The sequence below is a fragment of the Aeribacillus sp. FSL K6-1305 genome (assembly GCF_038050115.1).
Classification (GTDB): Bacteria; Bacillota; Bacilli; order Bacillales; family Aeribacillaceae; genus Aeribacillus; species Aeribacillus composti.
This window is the reverse complement of record NZ_JBBOQV010000001.1, coordinates 1526266-1544766: the sequence shown is the minus strand read 5'-3', so window position 1 is coordinate 1544766 and position 18501 is coordinate 1526266. Positions and strand designations below refer to the sequence as shown.

Annotated in this window: 14 protein-coding genes, 1 other RNA gene and 1 other annotated feature; of the genes, 13 read left to right on the top strand and 2 right to left on the bottom strand. The window is 40.9% G+C overall.

The genetic code is table 11. The features are described from left to right. Positions 1-12: 12 nt before the first annotated feature. The 6 genes from NST97_RS07440 (at position 13) to dtd (ending at position 8872) form a co-directional block, all read left to right on the top strand. A complete protein-coding gene (locus NST97_RS07440; protein ID WP_341343085.1) occupies positions 13-306 on the top strand; it encodes a post-transcriptional regulator in 294 nt (97 codons plus the stop codon). Positions 307-351: 45 nt separating this feature from the next. After that, complete coding sequence (gene secDF, locus NST97_RS07435) at positions 352-2574, top strand: protein translocase subunit SecDF (protein WP_339210156.1); 2223 nt, start codon at positions 352-354, stop codon at positions 2572-2574. Positions 2575-3096: 522 nt separating this feature from the next. Then, positions 3097-5475 (top strand): single-stranded-DNA-specific exonuclease RecJ, encoded by a 2379-nt coding sequence (gene recJ, locus NST97_RS07430; RefSeq protein ID WP_094246271.1) that lies wholly within the window; start codon positions 3097-3099, stop codon positions 5473-5475. Positions 5476-5495: 20 nt separating this feature from the next. Continuing rightward, positions 5496-6008, top strand: coding sequence for an adenine phosphoribosyltransferase (locus NST97_RS07425; RefSeq protein WP_063387979.1), 513 nt, complete (start codon positions 5496-5498; stop codon positions 6006-6008). A gap of 224 nt (positions 6009-6232) precedes the next feature. After that, a complete protein-coding gene (locus NST97_RS07420) occupies positions 6233-8416 on the top strand; it encodes a RelA/SpoT family protein (protein ID WP_063387980.1) in 2184 nt (727 codons plus the stop codon). A 15-nt stretch (positions 8417-8431) separates the two neighbouring features. Then, positions 8432-8872, top strand: coding sequence for a D-aminoacyl-tRNA deacylase (dtd, locus tag NST97_RS07415; protein WP_063387981.1), 441 nt, complete (start codon positions 8432-8434; stop codon positions 8870-8872). 31 nt (positions 8873-8903) lie between these two features. Here the strand turns inward: dtd and NST97_RS07410 are convergent, their stop codons facing one another. Next, the gene (locus NST97_RS07410; RefSeq protein ID WP_339196918.1) at positions 8904-10589 is read right to left on the bottom strand and encodes an SH3 domain-containing protein; all 1686 of its coding nucleotides are present in this window, start codon (positions 10587-10589) and stop codon (positions 8904-8906) included. Positions 10590-10727: 138 nt separating this feature from the next. On the opposite strand from NST97_RS07410, the gene NST97_RS07405 reads away from it, so the two are divergent. The 5 genes from NST97_RS07405 to NST97_RS07385 all read left to right on the top strand — a co-directional run bounded on the left by NST97_RS07405 (position 10728) and on the right by NST97_RS07385 (position 15363). Then, a complete protein-coding gene (locus NST97_RS07405; RefSeq protein ID WP_158640147.1) occupies positions 10728-10895 on the top strand; it encodes a hypothetical protein in 168 nt (55 codons plus the stop codon). A 59-nt stretch (positions 10896-10954) separates the two neighbouring features. Then, positions 10955-11173: a binding site (T-box leader), on the top strand. A gap of 61 nt (positions 11174-11234) precedes the next feature. Continuing rightward, positions 11235-12503, top strand: coding sequence for a histidine--tRNA ligase (gene hisS, locus NST97_RS07400; RefSeq protein WP_144596729.1), 1269 nt, complete (start codon positions 11235-11237; stop codon positions 12501-12503). 15 nt (positions 12504-12518) lie between these two features. Continuing rightward, positions 12519-14294 (top strand): aspartate--tRNA ligase, encoded by a 1776-nt coding sequence (aspS, locus tag NST97_RS07395; protein ID WP_066250519.1) that lies wholly within the window; start codon positions 12519-12521, stop codon positions 14292-14294. Positions 14295-14360: 66 nt separating this feature from the next. Beyond that, positions 14361-14553, top strand: a non-coding RNA gene (gene ssrS / locus NST97_RS07390) — 6S RNA. A 42-nt stretch (positions 14554-14595) separates the two neighbouring features. Next, positions 14596-15363 carry a tRNA threonylcarbamoyladenosine dehydratase gene (locus tag NST97_RS07385; protein WP_063387985.1) on the top strand — a complete coding sequence of 256 codons (768 nt, stop codon included), beginning with the start codon at positions 14596-14598 and terminating at the stop codon, positions 15361-15363. Between the two features lie 132 nt (positions 15364-15495). On the opposite strand, the gene NST97_RS07380 is transcribed toward NST97_RS07385, so the two are convergent. Continuing rightward, positions 15496-16773, bottom strand: a complete 1278-nt coding sequence (locus NST97_RS07380; RefSeq protein WP_063387986.1) for a replication-associated recombination protein A — start codon at positions 16771-16773, stop codon at positions 15496-15498. 135 nt (positions 16774-16908) lie between these two features. Here NST97_RS07380 and cymR point away from each other — a divergent pair, with 135 nt between their 5' ends. After that, the gene (gene cymR, locus NST97_RS07375; protein WP_063387987.1) at positions 16909-17328 is read left to right on the top strand and encodes a cysteine metabolism transcriptional regulator CymR; all 420 of its coding nucleotides are present in this window, start codon (positions 16909-16911) and stop codon (positions 17326-17328) included. An 18-nt stretch (positions 17329-17346) separates the two neighbouring features. Further along, on the top strand, positions 17347-18492 hold the full coding sequence (locus tag NST97_RS07370) for a cysteine desulfurase family protein (RefSeq protein WP_130158149.1): 1146 nt from the start codon (positions 17347-17349) through the stop codon (positions 18490-18492). The last annotated feature ends 9 nt before the right edge of the window (positions 18493-18501 follow it).

Genomic DNA, 18501 nt, shown 5'->3' with positions numbered 1-18501 from the left:
AGGAGCATAAAAGTGGAGAACTATTCGGTAGATGTCTATCGCAAGTATTTAAGGCCGTTTTTGAAAAGCAAGCTCGAAGAATTCCGGCTGTATGGATACGATAAAATGACAGAGGATGAATTGTGGGCTTTTTTGAAAAGAAAAAAATGGAAAAAAATTGAGGGTGTCAGAGTACATCGGTTAGTAGAAGGGATTATGTCAGTGAAAGTGTCCGATTTCATGAATTATACGACCATTGAGTTTATGAAAGATGCAAAATGGTTAGATAGTAAAGAAGGACAAGAAATATTAAAAGAATTAACCTAAAGATGATAAGGCGATGTTTCGCATATAAGCTTGAGGAGGATCAACATGGCAAAAAAAGGCCGAATTATATCATTTTTTATCATTGTTTTCGCCCTTTTAGGTTTGACTGGCGCAACGACAAAACCAATCGTAGAAGGCATTACGCTTGGTCTTGATTTAAAAGGCGGCTTTGAAGTTTTATATGAAGTGAAGCCGGTAAATAAAGGAGATAAAATTGACCGTCAAGCCCTTTTAAGTGCAGTTGAAGCGCTGGACAAAAGGGCGAATGCTCTTGGAGTGAGCGAACCAAATATCCAAATAGAAGGGAATGACCGAATTCGCGTTCAGCTTGCAGGCGTGACGGATCAGACTGAAGCTCGGAAAATTTTGTCGACGCAGGCAGAGCTGACCTTTCGTGATGTCAATGACAAAGAATTACTAAACGGTTCAGACTTAGTGCAAGGCGGTGCCAAGCAATCATTTGACCAAAACGGTAAACCGAACGTTGTCGTTGAGCTAAAGGATGCGAAAAAATTTAAAGAAGTGACAGAGAAAATAGTAAAAATGGCGCCTGAAAATAAGCTGATCATATGGCTTGATTGGGAAGAAGGCGACTCGTATAAAAAAGAAGCAGCAAAAGCGAATCCGAAATTTTTGTCCGATCCGTACGTAAATGAAGTGTTTGATACGACTACCGTCACGATTGAAGGACAATTTACGGTAGAAGAAGCGCAGCAATTAGCAAGTTTGCTGAATGCTGGTGCATTGCCAGTGAAGCTGCACGAAATTTATTCAACTTCTGTCGGGGCAAAATATGGGGAAGAAGCGATGCAATCAACCATTTATGCGGGTTACGTCGGCGTAGGCCTCATTATGCTGTTCATGATCTTTTACTATCGCTTGCCGGGATTGATCGCATCTATCACGCTTGTTTCATACATATACCTCATTTTAGTTGTGTACAATTGGATGCATGCGGTGCTTACATTGCCGGGGATCGCCGCCCTTATTTTAGGGGTTGGGATGGCAGTTGACGCGAACATTATTACAGACGAACGAATAAAGGATGAATTAAAGCTTGGAAAAAGTGTCCGATCTGCTTTTAAAGCAGGAAACAAAAGATCGCTTTTAACCATTTTTGATGCCAATGTTACGACAATACTCGCAGCTGTTGTTTTGTTTATTTTTGGAACAAGCTCTGTAAAAGGCTTTGCGACAATGCTCATTGTCAGCATTATTATATCCTTCCTTACGGCGATTTATTTAAGCAGATTGCTGCTCGGATTGCTCGTGGAGAGCCGGGCATTTGACAAAAAGCCGCATTGGTTTGGCGTGAGGAAAAGCGATATTTTGGATATTACGAAAACGAATAAAGATACCGATGTCCCAACTCGCTTTGATCATATTGATTTTGTTAAACATCGGAAAAAGTTTTTCGTTTTATCAAGTGTATTAATTGTCGCAGGCATCATCATCCTCTTTGTTGCTAAATTGAATCTAAGCATCGATTTTACGAGTGGAACGCGGGTCGAGCTAGCGACAAATGAGCCGCTATCGGCTGATACAATCGAAAAAGAATTCAAATCAATCGGGCTTAAGCCGGATGAAATTGTATTATCTGGTAATGATAAAAGCACAGCAGTTGTACGATTTGTAGGCGCATTTGATAAAGAAACGATTTCAAATGTAAAAGAACATTTCACAGAGCTGTATGGGATAGAGCCAAATATAAGCACGGTTTCGCCAACAGTCGGAAAAGAGCTGGCGCGAAATGCTCTCATCGGTGTTGCAATTGCTTCCATTGGGATTATCATATATGTATCCATCCGCTTTGAATTTTATATGGCGCTTGCAGCTGTGCTTGCCCTATTGCACGATGCCTTTTTTATCGTTTCCTTTTTCAGCATTACCCGTCTTGAAGTAGACATTACATTTATCGCGGCCGTGTTGACGATTATTGGTTACTCGATCAACGATACGATTGTTACGTTTGACCGTATAAAAGAAAACATGGGAAAAGCGAAAAAAATAAAAACATTTGAGCAGCTTGCGGAAATTGTCAACAAAAGCTTGCGGCAAACCTTTACAAGATCGATTAACACCGTTTTAACCGTGATCTTTGCTGTTGTCGCTCTCATTTTATTCGGAAGCTCGTCCATTTTAAATTTCTCGATTGCTTTGTTGGTTGGATTGATCGCAGGCGTTTATTCCTCTTTGTTTATCGCCAGCCAGCTTTGGCTCGTTTGGAAATGGAAGCAAATTGAAAAACGTTCTGTAAAAGAAAACTAGTGAACAGCCGCTGTAAAAGTTCGAAGGGGCTGTCCAAAAAGTCAGGGTTAACTGACTTTTTGGGGCTCCTTCATTTTAGGGATTTATCGGACAGACTATTTTTCCTATCTTGTGTTTAGGGGCTGTCTTTGAAAGTCAAATCGCCATTGAAAACAAAAAATCATAAACACCGATATATCAACATTTCTAAAACATTAATGGGAGCGTCAATAAGCCGTAAAAACGACTTATTAGACATCCCCCTTCTTATGCTCTCTTTCTTCATTACGTTCTCCAAAAGTTTTATGATGGACATTCAGCGCATACAATTTATTCCAGTTGGACTTCATTGCTTCTATGAAGGACATTTACAAATTTTATTCGATTATTTTTGTCCTTCACAATGTATTTCTCCAAACTCCTTCATTTTAGGAACTCATCGGACAGCCCCTCTCTTTCTTATGAAGAAACATAACCTTAAAAATAGTGTTTGAAAACATTTCATTTCGTTCTGTATAATAGGAGAAGTTGAGGGGTGAAATCATGCTGAGATCTAAATTTCGTTGGAATCGTTTATATAGGGATGAGTCCAACGAAGAGGCTGTTCGAGCATTAATCGACTCTTTGAATATTACCTATTTGACTGCTCGATTACTTGTGAATCGCGGCATTCAAAATGTTGAAGAAGCAAAAGAGTTTTTACATATAAAGGAACCTTCATTTCATGATCCTTTTTTGTTGGATGGGATGGAGCGGGCATGTGAGCGTATTTTTGCAGCAATCCGCGCTGGTGAAAAGATTGTCGTATACGGTGATTATGATGCGGACGGCGTTTCCAGCACTGCCGTCCTGTTGACGGCATTAAAGGAATTGGGGGCAAACGTCGATTTTTACATACCGAATCGATTTTCAGAAGGATACGGGCCAAACGAACATGCTTTCCGAATGATTCATGAAAAAGGATGCAGGCTGATTATAACAGTTGATACCGGCATCGCGGCAATCAATGAAGCGGATTTAGCCAAAAGGCTTGGAATCGACCTCATTATCACAGACCATCATGAACCGGGGCCTGTTTTGCCTGATGCGTATGCGATCATTCATCCGAAATTGCCAAATTCAACATATCCTTTTAAGGAGCTGGCAGGTGTAGGCGTTGCTTTTAAAATGGCCCATGCCCTTTATGGAAAGGTTCCAGAATCTCTGATAGAGATCGCAGCCATTGGAACAATTGCTGATTTAGTACCTCTATACGGAGAAAATCGGCTTCTTGCGAAAAAAGGGATTGAAAAATTAAAAACGACGACAAGACCTGGCATAAATTCGCTTCTTTCCATTGCTGGAGTGGACAAATCTTCCGTAAATGAGGAAACGATAGGATTTGTTTTAGGACCGAGAATCAATGCGGCAGGGAGGCTGAAAGAAGCCGATCCTGCCGTTGAATTGTTGTTGACAGATGATGAAGAAAAAGCTGATATGCTTGCTAAGGAAATCGATCAATTAAATAAACAAAGGCAGAAGCTTGTACAAGAGATAACGGACGAAGCGATTAAGGAAATTGAAAAAAATTTTCCAATCGAAGACAATCCTGTTTTAGTCGTCGCAAAAGAAAACTGGAATTCTGGAGTGATCGGAATCGTTGCTTCCAGATTGGTCGAAAAATTTTACCGTCCTGCCATCGTGTTGAGCATTGATCGTGAGACAGGTCTTGCCAAAGGGTCTGCGCGAAGCATTCAAGGGTTTGATCTATTTAAAAACTTATCGGAATGCAGGGAGCTTCTCCCTCATTTTGGAGGCCATACGATGGCTGCTGGCATGACGCTGAAAGCAGAGCATATTGACGAGTTGCGCCAAAAAATGATCGATCTTGCAAATAGTCAGCTTTCAGATGAAGATTTTATTCCTGTAAAAAACATTGAATGTGCCTGTTCATTGGAGCATGTCACAATAAAAGCAGTCGAAGAGCTGGAGAAGCTTGCCCCTTTCGGAGTCGATAATCCGAAGCCGCTCTTTTTACTAGAGAATGTCAATGCGGCAGATGTTAGAAAAATTGGGGTAAACGGAAATCATTTGAAAATGAAGATTGAGGAGAAGGAATTTGAATTAGATGTCGTCGGCTTTGGACAGGGAGAATTGGCAGAAGAAATATCTCCTTTCGCAAACGTTTCTATTGTCGGTGAGCTTGCGATCAACGAATGGAATTATGTAAAAAAGCCGCAGCTATTGCTTCAAGACCTTGCCGTGCCAGCGTGGCAGCTTTTTGATTGGCGAGGTTCAAGAGGAACGGAGGCTTTGCTCTCTAAACTTCCTGCTGAAAAACGATTGCTGATCGCCTTTCATGAAGAATCTATAAAATTATATAAAGATCAACCGTACATTCATGAAATTCATATAATATCAGAAATAAAGGATTACAAAAATATAGATGTTTCCAATAAGTATGTTGTATTTCTCGATATGCCCCCGGCAATCGAATTTCTTGTTTCAGCATTTGAGCAAGGAATGCCTGAAAGAATTTATGCTATTTTTTATCAGCACGCAGACCACTTTTTTCAAACAATGCCGACAAGAGAGCATTTTAAATGGTATTACGCATTCTTAACGAAAAAAAATTCTTTCGATTACAAAAAATATGGGGAAGATTTAGCCAAATACCGTGGCTGGACAAAAGAAACGATCTTTTTTATGACAAAGGTGTTTTTTGAACTTGAATTTGTTACAATAAACAATGGTGTGATTACATTAAACAAAAAGGTGAAAAAACGGGATTTATCAGAATCCGGAACATATCAGCAGAAGCTGGATCAAATGAAACTGGAACAGCAGCTTCTCTATTCTTCTTATCAAGAACTGAAGGAATGGTTTGAAAAGGCAGTCTTGAAACGAGATGCCGATAAATTTTTACAAGTTCATGAATGGTAAACAACCGAGGAGGACGAGTGATGGATTTAAAAAAATACGTGACAATTGTTGAAGATTTTCCAAAACCGGGCATTTCTTTTAAAGATATCACAACATTAATGGACAACGGGGAAGCATTTAAATATGCAACAGACCAAATTGTTCAATATGCGCGTGAAAAGAAGATTGATATTGTTGTCGGTCCAGAAGCAAGAGGGTTTATCATCGGCTGCCCAGTTGCTTACTCTCTCGGAGTTGGTTTTGCACCTGTTCGAAAAGAAGGCAAGCTTCCGCGCGAAACGATCAAGGTGGAATACGGGCTTGAGTACGGAAAAGATGCATTAACCATTCATAAAGATGCGATTAAGCCTGGCCAGCGAGTGTTAATAACCGATGATTTGCTGGCGACTGGAGGAACGATTGAAGCTACCATTAAATTAGTGGAACAGCTTGGCGGAGAGGTTGCCGGCATTGCCTTTTTAATTGAATTGTCTTATCTTGAGGGCAGAAAAAGGCTTGAAGGCTATGATATATTAGCATTGATTAAATATTAATCGGCGCAAATCTATAAATGAAGCACTCTTAATGGGTGCTTTTTTTTTAAACAATAAAATGAAAAACTTTAGAAGTTGTAATATTTTCCATCCACTCGTAAAATAGCCGCAGCAGCTCTATTTTTTTTACCCCTTTTCAAAAGGATCGTATTCTTCTCTTTACATGTTTGTTAATTTTATTTAATAATAAAAACAATAACGTATATACAATTAAAGGTGATCCCATGGCAAACGAACAAATGTTGACAGCTGAACAGATCTTCGAAAAAGCGGAAAAGTATCTTCCGCCTGACGATATAGAGTTTATAAAAAAAGCATACGAGTTTGCAAAAAACGCCCATCATGGGCAATATCGCAAATCAGGCGAACCATATATTATGCATCCGGTGCAGGTTGCCGGGATTCTAGTAGACTTGGAGCTGGATCCTACAACGATTGCTGGCGGCTTTTTACATGATGTTGTGGAAGATACGGATGTGACATTAGACGAGCTTCGACAAGAATTTAACGATGAAGTCGCTATGCTTGTGGATGGAGTAACAAAGCTGGGAAAAATTAAATATAAATCAAAAGAAGAGCAGCAGGCGGAGAATCACCGGAAAATGTTTGTCGCTATGGCGAAGGACATTCGGGTCATTTTAATTAAACTGGCAGACCGTCTTCACAATATGCGTACGTTAAAACATTTGCCGCAGGAAAAGCAGCGAAGAATCGCCAATGAAACGTTGGAAATATTTGCTCCTCTCGCCCATCGCCTCGGAATCTCAAAAATCAAATGGGAACTTGAAGATACAGCCTTGCGGTATTTAAATCCGCAGCAATACTACCGAATTGTCAATTTGATGAAAAAGAAACGTGCAGAACGGGAAAAGTATGTTGAAGAGGTAATTGAAGATTTAAAGAAGCGAATTGAAGAAGTAAAGATAAAGGCAGAGCTGTACGGTCGGCCGAAGCATATTTATTCCATTTATCGTAAAATGGTTCTCCAAAATAAACAATTTAACGAAATTTATGATTTGCTGGCTGTGCGAATTATTGTGAACAGCATAAAAGACTGCTACGCAGTGCTTGGCATCATTCACACATGCTGGAAGCCGATGCCTGGCAGATTTAAAGATTATATTGCAATGCCGAAAACAAACATGTATCAATCCATTCACACGACTGTCATCGGTCCGAAGGGGGATCCCCTTGAGGTTCAAATTCGCACATACGAAATGCATGCGATCGCTGAATACGGGATTGCCGCCCATTGGGCTTATAAAGAAGGAAAAAGCATTACATCTTTTGATAAAAAACTGAGCTGGTTTAGAGAAATATTGGAGTTTCAAAACGATTCTTCCAACGCCGAAGAATTTATGGAGGCATTGAAAGTTGATCTGTTCTCTGACATGGTGTTTGTATTTACTCCAAAAGGAGATGTCATTGAGCTTCCCGCCGGGTCGATTCCGATTGATTTCGCCTACAGAATTCATTCTGAAATAGGCAATAAGACGATCGGAGCAAAAGTAAACGGAAAAATAGTGCCTCTTGATTATAAATTAAAAACCGGAGATATAGTGGAAATATTGACGTCGAAGCATTCTTACGGTCCGAGCCAAGATTGGCTTAAATTGACGCAGACCTCTCAAGCGAAAAATAAAATTCGCCAATTTTTCAAAAAGCAGCGCCGAGAGGAGAATGTTGAAAAAGGAAAAGAATTAATTGAAAAAGAAATTAAAGCGATGGATTTTGATGTGAAAGAAGTCCTTACTCAGGAAAATATAAAACGTGTCGCGGAAAAATTTAATTTTTCAAATGAGGACGATATGTATGCGGCGGTTGGCTTCAACGGCATTACTGCTTTACAGGTTGCAAACCGCCTAGTCGAAAAAATTCGCAAACAGCGGGATATAGAAGAGCAGGAAAAATTGATGGAAAAGGTGGTTCAACAAGGTGCAAGGCGGCCGAAGCGCCGTGATGCAGGAGTGTCTGTAAAGGGTATTGATAATTTGTTAATCAGGCTTTCCCGCTGCTGCAACCCAGTCCCTGGCGATGATATTGTCGGATTTATTACAAAAGGAAGAGGGGTATCTGTTCACCGGTCTGATTGTCCAAATGTCAATAAAGAGGATGCAAAAGACAGGTTAATTGAAGTGGAATGGGAAAATCAGCTGGACGGCCGGAAGGAATACAATGTGGAAATTGAGATTTTAGGTTTTGACCGGCGCGGCTTATTAAATGAAGTGCTCCAGTCTGTAACAGAGACGAAGACAAACATTACGACAATTTCGGGAAGAACGGACCGTAACAAAGTAGCGAACATCCATTTAGGAATTTCGATTCAAAATGTCAGCCATCTTCAAAAAGTTGTGGATCGGATCAAGCAAATACCGGATGTATATTCAGTGCGGAGAATTATGAATTAAGAAAGGAAATACATGATGAAAGTTGTAGTACAACGAGCAAGGAATGCAAATGTCAAAGTAGATGGACAAGTTGTTGGTTCGATTGAGTTCGGTTTAATGGTGCTAGTCGGTGTTACACACGAGGATACGGAAAAAGATGCAGAGTTTTTAGCGGATAAAGTGGCCAATTTGCGCATATTTGAGGATGAAGAAGGGAAAATGAATTTATCTCTTTTAGATGTTGGGGGCGAAGTTTTATCCGTCTCCCAATTTACTCTGTACGGCGATTGCCGGAAAGGAAGAAGGCCAAATTTTATGCAAGCAGCCAAACCGGATATTGCTGAAAAACTATATGAATCTTTCAACGACAAACTGAGAGAAAAAGGCGTACGTGTTGAAACGGGTTCTTTCGGAGCGATGATGGCTGTTGAATTTACAAACGTTGGCCCAGTAACATTGATTATCGAAAGCAAATAAAAAAATCGTGAGCGAGCTGCTCACGATTTTTTTATGAGTTTACATATTTGACGACCGCTTTATAAATCGCTTGTGAGATTTTTTCTTGGTAAGCGTTTGTGCTGACTGTCCACTCTTCCATAGGATTGCTCAAAAAACCTAGTTCAAGCAAAGCAGCAGGACGTTTATTTTCACGCAGCACAAAATAATTTCCAAATTGAACACCGCGGTTTCTTAAATTGACATGCCTCACCATCTCTTTGTGAATTACATTTGCTAATGCTTTATCCTTTGCAGAATTGTAATAAAAAGTTGTGATTCCATTTGCGCTTGGAATGATTGAGCTATTATAATGGATGCTCACAAAGGCGTTTGCGTTGTTTTTTACAGAAATTCCTACACGGGATTGCAGGCTGATATATGTATCGTCGCTTCTAGTTAAAACTGCATTTACACCTGCTCTTTTTAATTTGTTGTACACAAGTTTAGCTGTTTTTAAGGTTAAATGTTTTTCCAGCGTCCCTCTGACACCGATCGTCCCGCTGTCATAGCCTCCGTGGCCCGGATCGATAATGACTTTTTTACCGTTTGACGGTATGCTTGTCCCTTTATTGGAATTGTTTTCGCTTGTTGTTGTGACGACCCAGCTTGCTACATAAGCTGTTTGACCGTTTCGGAGCTGAATTTTATACCAATTATTATAAATCCCTACAATTGGAAAAGTCTGCCCTTTGTTTCCTCTTTGAACAATTTTTGCAGAAGTGGAAGGTGCACTGCGCAAATTTGTTCCGTCGTATAAAAGGACAACTGATTGAGCGCCGTTTGTTTTCTTTGAGCCAGCTTCGATATATCTTTTGGATGCCCAGCCTGTTTTGTTTTTCGCATATCTAATTTGATACCAATCTCCGTTTGCACCTATGATTTCTACCTCTGTTCCTTTTTTAATGGTACCGACAATTTTTGAGTGTAAAGACGGACCGCTTCTAACATTTAACGAACTGGCTGTAATCCTTCCTTTTTGCGGGGAAGTGCTGCTGCTTTTAGCTGCTGCTTTGGTAATATATTGCTTCGACACCCACCCCGTCACATTGTTGTAGCGAATGTTATACCAATTGCCTTGTTCCGAAATGATTTCAACTTTCATGTTTTTTGTCAGCTTGCCGGTAATTGATGATTGTGCATTTGGTTTTGAACGAACATTTAATATAGTGGCTGTAACCGTACCGAGGCTATGCTTCTGATTCGAAGGAGTTTTGCTTGCTGCTGGAGCTACATATGCAGAAGAGACCCATCCTTGCCGGCCATTATAGGAAATTTTCACCCATTTCCCCTGTTTCATCAACACATGCGCTTTTTCCCCTTTAGGAAACTGTCCAACAACTTTATAGTTTGTCCCGGGGCCAGAACGGATTCTTAACCCGGTAGTCGTAGAAACGACATAATCCTTTTTTTGAAGCTCGGTTTCTACTGAAAGAAGCCAATCGGCTACCCACCCGGAAGAGCCCTGTTTTAATTGAATTTTCACCCAATCTCCTTTCCTTGCGACAATCGGGTATTTTTCACCGTACCGAACGCTTTTCATTACGGGATAGCTTAAACCGGGACCTGTCCGGACATTTACTTTATCTTGCTTAATGACTGCATTTTGCGTATCCGCTTGGGCTGAATGAAAAACTGGAGCGGTAGAAGTAAAAAGCAGTGAAAGCAACAGAACGATTAAAAAGCATTTTTTTCGCAATGGCCATGCTCCTTTCACATTCATGCAAAAAACTATTTCTATTTTATTTCGGCATTTCCTTTTTTACATTGAGTATTTTTTCATTTTTTTGCGGGAAGACTAAGACGCAAATTCTGATGAAAAAGAAAGGGGAAAAATATGCGGTCCAGTGAAAAACATTCTTTCTCCGCATCAATTTTTCATGACCAGTTTGGTATTTCTTTCAGTGATCGTACGATGCAGGATATTTTAATAGAGGTTTCGTTTGAGCATGGTTTAAATCAAGAGGAGGCGAAAAAGCTCCGTGATCGGCTCAGCCGTTCTTGACATGACACAGTATTGTTCGTATGATAATATAAAATTCTAGATTTAAAAATAACGTACATAAACAACCGATGACGGAGACAAGTAGCTGGGATGCACATGGACAGAGAGGAAAGGCCTTAGGCTGAAAGCCTTTCCCCATGATCGCTTAGTGAAGAACACTCCGGAGGTTTTCCTCTGAAAGGTGTAAAAGTAGGAGGAAACGTAAATAGGCGTTAACTTTTAAGTGGAAGCATTGCTTCAATTAGGGTGGCACCACGGGAGACTCTCCCGTCCCTACGGGAATCGTCAGGGGACGGGTTTTTTTATGGAATTTATTTTATAAGTGGAGGAGAATCGACAATGGCTTTTCAAATCCCGCGAGGTACACAGGATATTTTGCCGTCGGAGGCTTCAAGATGGCAATATGTTGAGAAAAAAGCTAGGGAAATATGCCGTCTTTATCGCTTTCAAGAAATTCGAACCCCCATTTTTGAACATACGGAATTATTTCAAAGGGGTGTAGGCGAATCAACCGATATTGTCCAAAAAGAAATGTACACTTTTTCCGACAGGAAAGGAAGAAGTTTAACATTAAGACCGGAAGGAACGGCAGCAGTCGTCCGCGCTTTTGTTGAAAAGAAAATGTACGCAGATCCGAACCAGCCTGTAAAGCTTTTTTACATCGGTCCGATGTTTCGGTATGAAAGACCGCAATCAGGGCGTTTTCGGCAATTTGTTCAATTCGGTGTGGAGGCTCTCGGCTCGGACGACCCTGCGCTGGATGCTGAAGTTATTTCTTTGGCGATGGCGTTTTATCAATCGCTCGGCTTAAAAAAATTGAAGCTTGTCATTAACAGTTTGGGAGATCAAGAGAGCAGAGCTGCACATCGTGCTGCTTTAGTCAACCATTTTAAGCCGAGAATTGGAGAATTTTGCTCTGATTGCCAAAAGCGGCTTGAGCAAAATCCGTTAAGAATACTTGATTGTAAACAAGACCGCGAGCATGAATTGATGAAAAGCGCCCCTTCCATCATTGACTTTTTAAACGATGAATCAAAGCAATATTTTGATCAAGTGTTAAAATATTTAACGGAGCTTGGCATTGAGTATGAAATCGATCCAAATCTCGTCCGCGGATTGGATTATTATAACCATACAGCATTTGAAATCATGAGCAATGCGGAAGGGTTTGGGGCGATTACGACTTTATGCGGCGGCGGAAGATATAACGGCTTGGTCGAAGAAGCCGGAGGGCCAAGCACGCCGGGGATCGGCTTTGCTTTAAGCATTGAACGCCTGTTAGCAGCAATTGATGCTGAAAACATCGCTCTTCCGATTGAAAAAGGTCTAGATTGTTATATTGTGGCACTGGGAGATCGGGCGAAGGAACGGTCGGTATCTCTATTGCAGGAAATGCGGAAAGCCGGCATTTCTGCAGACAAAGATTATGAAAATAAGAAAATGAAAGCACAACTGAAGCAAGCGGACAGGCTTCAAGCCAAATTTGTCATCATCATAGGTGATGAGGAATTAGAAAAAGGGGTGGCGAACGTAAAAAACATGGCAACAGGCGAACAAGATGCGGTGGCATTTGAACGACTTGCAGAGTATATAAAAGAGAGAAAGTAAAGGAGAGTATGTAGGATGTTTGGACGTTCGTATTATTGTGGAGAAATTTCCGAAAAAGCAATCGGCGAAAAGGTCGTTTTAAAAGGATGGGTGCAAAGACGCCGCGATTTAGGAGGACTTATTTTTATCGACTTGCGCGACCGGACAGGAGTTGTCCAAATTGTTTTTAATCCTGAAGTTTCAAAGGAAGCGTTAGAAATAGCTGAGAAAATCCGCAGCGAGTATGTATTGGACATTGAAGGCGAAGTGGTGAAAAGATCGGAAGAGACGATTAATCCGAACATTCGAACAGGAAAAGTGGAAGTGGTTGTTCAATCGGTAACCATTTTAAACAGCGCCAAAACTCCTCCTTTTTCACTTGCGGATCAAAAAGCGGACATTTCGGAAGAGGTTCGTTTAAAATACCGTTATTTAGATTTGCGCCGTCCAGTCATGTTTGAAACGTTAAAAATGCGGCATCAAATTACGAGAGCGATTCGCAACTTTTTGGATGAAAATGGATTTATTGATGTGGAAACCCCCATTTTAACAAAAAGCACACCGGAAGGAGCACGGGACTATCTTGTCCCTTCTCGCGTCCATGAGGGGGAATTTTATGCGCTCCCGCAATCGCCGCAAATATTCAAACAGCTTCTAATGGTTTCAGGATTTGATAAATATTATCAAATTGCAAGATGCTTCCGCGATGAGGATTTGCGCGCAGACAGACAGCCGGAATTTACCCAAATAGATATAGAAACTTCTTTTATGAGCCAAGAAGATATTATGAATCTAACCGAAAAGATGATGGCTCATGTGTTAAAAGAAGTGAAAGGAATCGAGCTTACTCTTCCATTCCAACGCATGCCATATGATGAGGCGATGGCGCGCTTTGGGTCGGACAAGCCGGACGTTCGATTCGGCCTGGAGCTTGTTGATGTATCTGAAATTGTGAAAAACTCCGCTTTCAAAGTTTTCAGTCAAGCAGTTGCAGGTGGAGGGCAAGTAAAGCTAATCAATGTAAAAGGAAAAAAAGACGAATTTTCACGCAAAGATCTAGATGCTCTCCAAGAGTATGTTCACAATTATGGAGCGAAAGGTTTGGCTTGGCTTAAAGTAGAAGAAAATGAAGTAAAAGGCCCAATTGCAAAATTTCTATCAGAAAATGAACAAAATAGTATTTTGCAAGCAGCTGAAGGACAGAATGGAGACTTGCTTCTGTTTGTTGCCGACAAGCCGAATGTTGTTGCTGATTCGTTGGGGGCTCTCAGATTAAAACTAGGAAAAGATTTAGGGCTGATCGAAGAAGATAAACTTGAATTTTTATGGATTACGGATTGGCCGCTCGTTGAATATAATGAAGAAGACGGCCGCTATTATGCATTGCATCATCCGTTTACTATGCCGTTTCGTGAGGACTTGGAGTACTTTGAGAAAGACCCTCTCAAAATGCGGGCTCAAGCATATGACTTAGTGTTAAATGGATATGAACTTGGCGGAGGGTCGATTCGGATTTTTGAAAAAGACGTTCAAGAAAAGATGTTCAAACTTCTTGGTTTTACAGAGGAACAAGCAAGAGAACAGTTCGGATTTTTGCTGGAAGCCTTCGAATACGGTACGCCGCCGCATGGTGGAATTGCACTAGGATTGGATCGGATTGTAATGCTTTTGGCAGGAAGAACAAATTTACGGGATACGATTGCCTTTCCGAAAACAGCAAGTGCGAGCTGTTTGTTAACGGAGGCACCAAGCCAAGTAAGCAAAGAGCAATTGGATGAACTGCATCTTGAAGTGAAACATAGCTCAAGGTAATAATTTCCATTATTTGTTTTTTATCTTGAAATCTCATGCTAATTATGATATTCTTTATTCAAAATTTAAGTCCTGATGTGTGCGTCGTACACCTAGTTTTGACCGAACAACGATTTAAATGGGAGCCCGGAGTTTCTAAAGTGAGTAAATGCCTCATATGCATATGGCACGAGGACTTACAAAGCTTTAGAACAGGGCACCCACCTGCTGAGAGCGGGTTCAAAACGAAGGAAACGGCGACGGCACAATTGGGACTTTTTTAGTTTGTACACTGAATTTTGTCAAATTGGAGTGATTTTTTTTGCTTCATCAGTTTTCCCGGAATGAACTAGCGATTGGAAAAGAAGGTTTACATAAATTGAAAAACAGCTCCGTAGCCGTTTTAGGGGTTGGCGGAGTTGGATCTTTTGCCGTCGAAGCTCTTGCACGATCAGGCATCGGGCGATTGATTTTGATCGATAAAGATGATGTCGATATTACGAATATTAACCGGCAAATCCATGCGCTTTTGTCGACGGTTGGAAAACCGAAAGTGGATTTAATGAAAGCAAGAATTGCTGACATTAATCCGGATTGTGAAGTAATTGCATTAAAAATGTTTTACACGGAAGAGACGTATGAAGACTTTTTTAAGCTAAACCCTGACTATGTGATTGACGCCAGCGATACGATCAGCTATAAAATTCATTTAATGAAGGAATGCCTGAAACGGAATATTCCTATTATTTCAAGCATGGGGGCAGCCAACAAAACGGATCCAACCCGTTTCCGAGTAGCAGATATTTCAAAAACACATACAGATCCGATTGCCAAAGTGATTCGAACGAAACTGCGAAAAGAAGGGATCCGAAAGGGAATTCAAGTCGTATTTTCTGATGAACGCCCTGTTGTTATTAGAGAAGATGTCAGAAAAGAAGTCGGCAATAACGAATCAACGATCCGCAAAGCAAAAATGCCCCCGTCATCAAATGCCTTTGTGCCATCCGTAGCCGGATTGATTATGGCTGGTCATGTGATTAATGAATTGCTGAAGGATATAAAAATTTATCGTGTCGGCGACGACGATTAAAAAATGGGGGTGTCAAATAAGCCGTTTTTCGGCTTATTGACGCCCCCTTTTATTTACGTTTTCCATGGGGTTTTGACATTTTGGACAATCCTATTTATATTTCCAAGATGACGCGGACATGACCGCAGCTTCCTATTCGTCCTTTTCTTTTTTCTTTTTCTCGATATTTTCATATATTTGCGCTAAAGCCTGCTCGAATTTGCCCGTTCTTTTTGGCTTGTAATATTTTTTATGCTTGATGGGGTCAGGCAAATATTGCTGGTTTACCCAGCCTGATTCATAATCGTGCGGATATAAATAGTTCACTCCTCTGCCAAGCTGCTTTGCTCCTTTATAATGAGCATCCCGCAAGTGGGAAGGGACCTCGCCTGTCACTCCTGAGCGAATGTCGGCTAAAGCTGCATCAATCGCTTTATAAGCAGAGTTTGATTTAGGGGATAAACATAGTTCAATCACCGCATTGGCCAAAGGGATGCGTGCTTCGGGAAAACCGATGCGCTCAGCTGCTTCTATAGCCGAAAGAGTTCTAGGTCCCGCTTGCGGATTTGCAAGACCAATATCTTCATAGGCGATGACCGTTAAACGCCTTGCAATCGAAGAAAGATCCCCTGCCTCAATTAATCTGGCCAAATAGTGAAGCGCTGCGTTTACATCGGACCCGCGAATAGACTTTTGAAAAGCAGATAAAACATCGTAATGATGATCTCCGTCTTTATCGTGGGAAAAGCTCTTTTTTTGCATGCACTCTTCAGCAATTTCAACCGTAATGCAAATGTTCCCATTCTCATCTTCCTTTGTTGATAAAACGGCGAGTTCTAATCCATTTAACGCCGCACGCACATCTCCGCCGGAGCTTTCGGCAAAATGTCTTAGAGCTTCGTCGCTGATTTGAACAGGAAAGTCGCTCAGTCCTCTTGGGTCTGTAAGAGCTCTTTTCAGGGCAATCATAATGTCATCTGGAGAAAGAGGGTGCAATTCGAAAATTTGACAGCGGCTCCGAATCGCCGGGTTAATGGCATGATACGGATTGCTTGTCGTTGCACCGATTAAAATAATCATGCCGTTTTCTAAATATGGAAGCAAAAAATCTTGTTTCCCTTTATCAAGTCTGTGCACTTCATCTAAAATGAGAATGATTTGCCCTGACATTTTTGCTTCTTCTACAACAATTTCCATATCTTTTTTATTGTGGACAACCGCATTCAGCTTTCGAAAAGGCGTGTTAGTGCTGCCTGCTATTGCAGTTGCAATAGATGTTTTTCCGATTCCAGGAGGTCCGTATAAAATCATCGAGCTTAAATATTTAGCTCGCACCATTCGTTCAATAATCTTTCCTTTTCCAACTAAATGTTCTTGTCCAATAATATCTTCTATTTTGGTTGGACGCATTCTATACGCTAAAGGTTCCATTTTATCGCTCCCAAATAAAAATCATATCATCTCATTTACCCACTAATAAAATAATATGCTATAATGTCTAAAGTTTAAAGTAGAACCAAGATGGTGAAAATCTTGAAAAAAACTAAAAAATAGGAGTGTAGAAACGTGAGAATTTCAACGAAAGGACGCTATGGTTTAACGATTATGATTGAATTGGCGCGAAAGTACGGAGAAGGACCGACATCTTTGAAAAGTATTGCACAATCTCATGATTTATCAGAGCATTATTTGGAACAATTAATTGCTCCTCTCCGCAATGCCGGACTTGTCAAAAGCATTCGCGGAGCTTATGGCGGATATATTTTAGCGAACGATCCGTCCAAAATAACGGCTGGTGACGTTATCCGTGTGTTGGAAGGACCGATCACCCCTGTTGAAGGAATTGAAGATGAACCGCCTGCTCAAAGGCATCTATGGTTAAAAATCCGCGATGCGGTGAAGGACGTTCTTGACAACACGACACTTGATGATTTAGCAAGCCATACAGGAGATAATGAGCAGGACGCTTACATGTTTTACATTTAAAGTCGGGAGGAATTAACTTTGGAACGGATATATTTGGATCATGCGGCAACATCGCCAGTCCATCCCGCAGTTTTGGATAAAATGACAACCTTTATGAAGGATTATTTCGGCAATCCGTCTAGCATCCATTCTTTTGGCAGAGAAAGCAGACGAGAAGTGGATGAGGCTCGAGAGCTCCTTGCCAAAAGTATTCATGCCGATCCAAAAGAAATCATATTTACAAGCGGAGGAACAGAAGCAGATAATTTAGCGGTGATTGGAACAGCGCTTGCTAATAAAGAAAAAGGAAACCATATTATCACAACAGAAATTGAGCATCCGGCTGTCCTCCAATCTTGCCGCTATCTAGAAAAAAACGGATTTCACGTTACGTATTTGCCTGTCAATCAATCGGGAGTTATTTCTGTCGATGATCTTAAAAAAGCTTTAAAAGATGAAACGATTCTTGTCACAGTCATGTATGGAAATAATGAAGTAGGTGCCTTACAGCCTATTTCAGAAATAGGAAGCTTATTACAAAACCATCAAGCGTATTTTCATACCGATGCAGTTCAAGCATACGGACTCGTTCCAATTGATGTTCGCGAGCTGAATGTCGATCTGCTGTCGGTTTCCGGTCATAAAATAAATGGGCCGAAAGGGATCGGTTTTTTATATGCAAAAGCTGGGGTGAAATTCACTCCGCGCATGCATGGCGGTGAGCAGGAATTGAAGAGAAGAGCCGGAACGGAAAATGTTCCAGCGATTATCGGGTTTGCAGAAAGCGCAAAAATTGCAGAACAAACAAGAAAGGAAAAAACAGAGCAATATGTGCATTTTAAACAAATCATGATCGATGTGTTTGAACAAGAGGGCATTTCCTTCGCTGTGAACGGCTCGATTGACAACAGCCTGCCTCATATATTAAACGTTTTCTTTCCGGGAACAAATGTTGAATCGCTTCTTGTCAACCTCGATTTGGCGGGAATTGCGGCATCAAGCGGCTCAGCTTGTACAGCAGGATCAGTTGAACCGTCGCATGTGCTCGTTTCAATGTTTGGCAAAAATTCAAAAGAAATAACTTCATCGGTTCGATTCAGCTTCGGCTTAGGAAATACGGAGGCACAAATTGAATCGGCTGCCAAAAAAACAGCCGAGATTGTTAAAAGGTTAACGTCAAAATAGAAAGAGGTG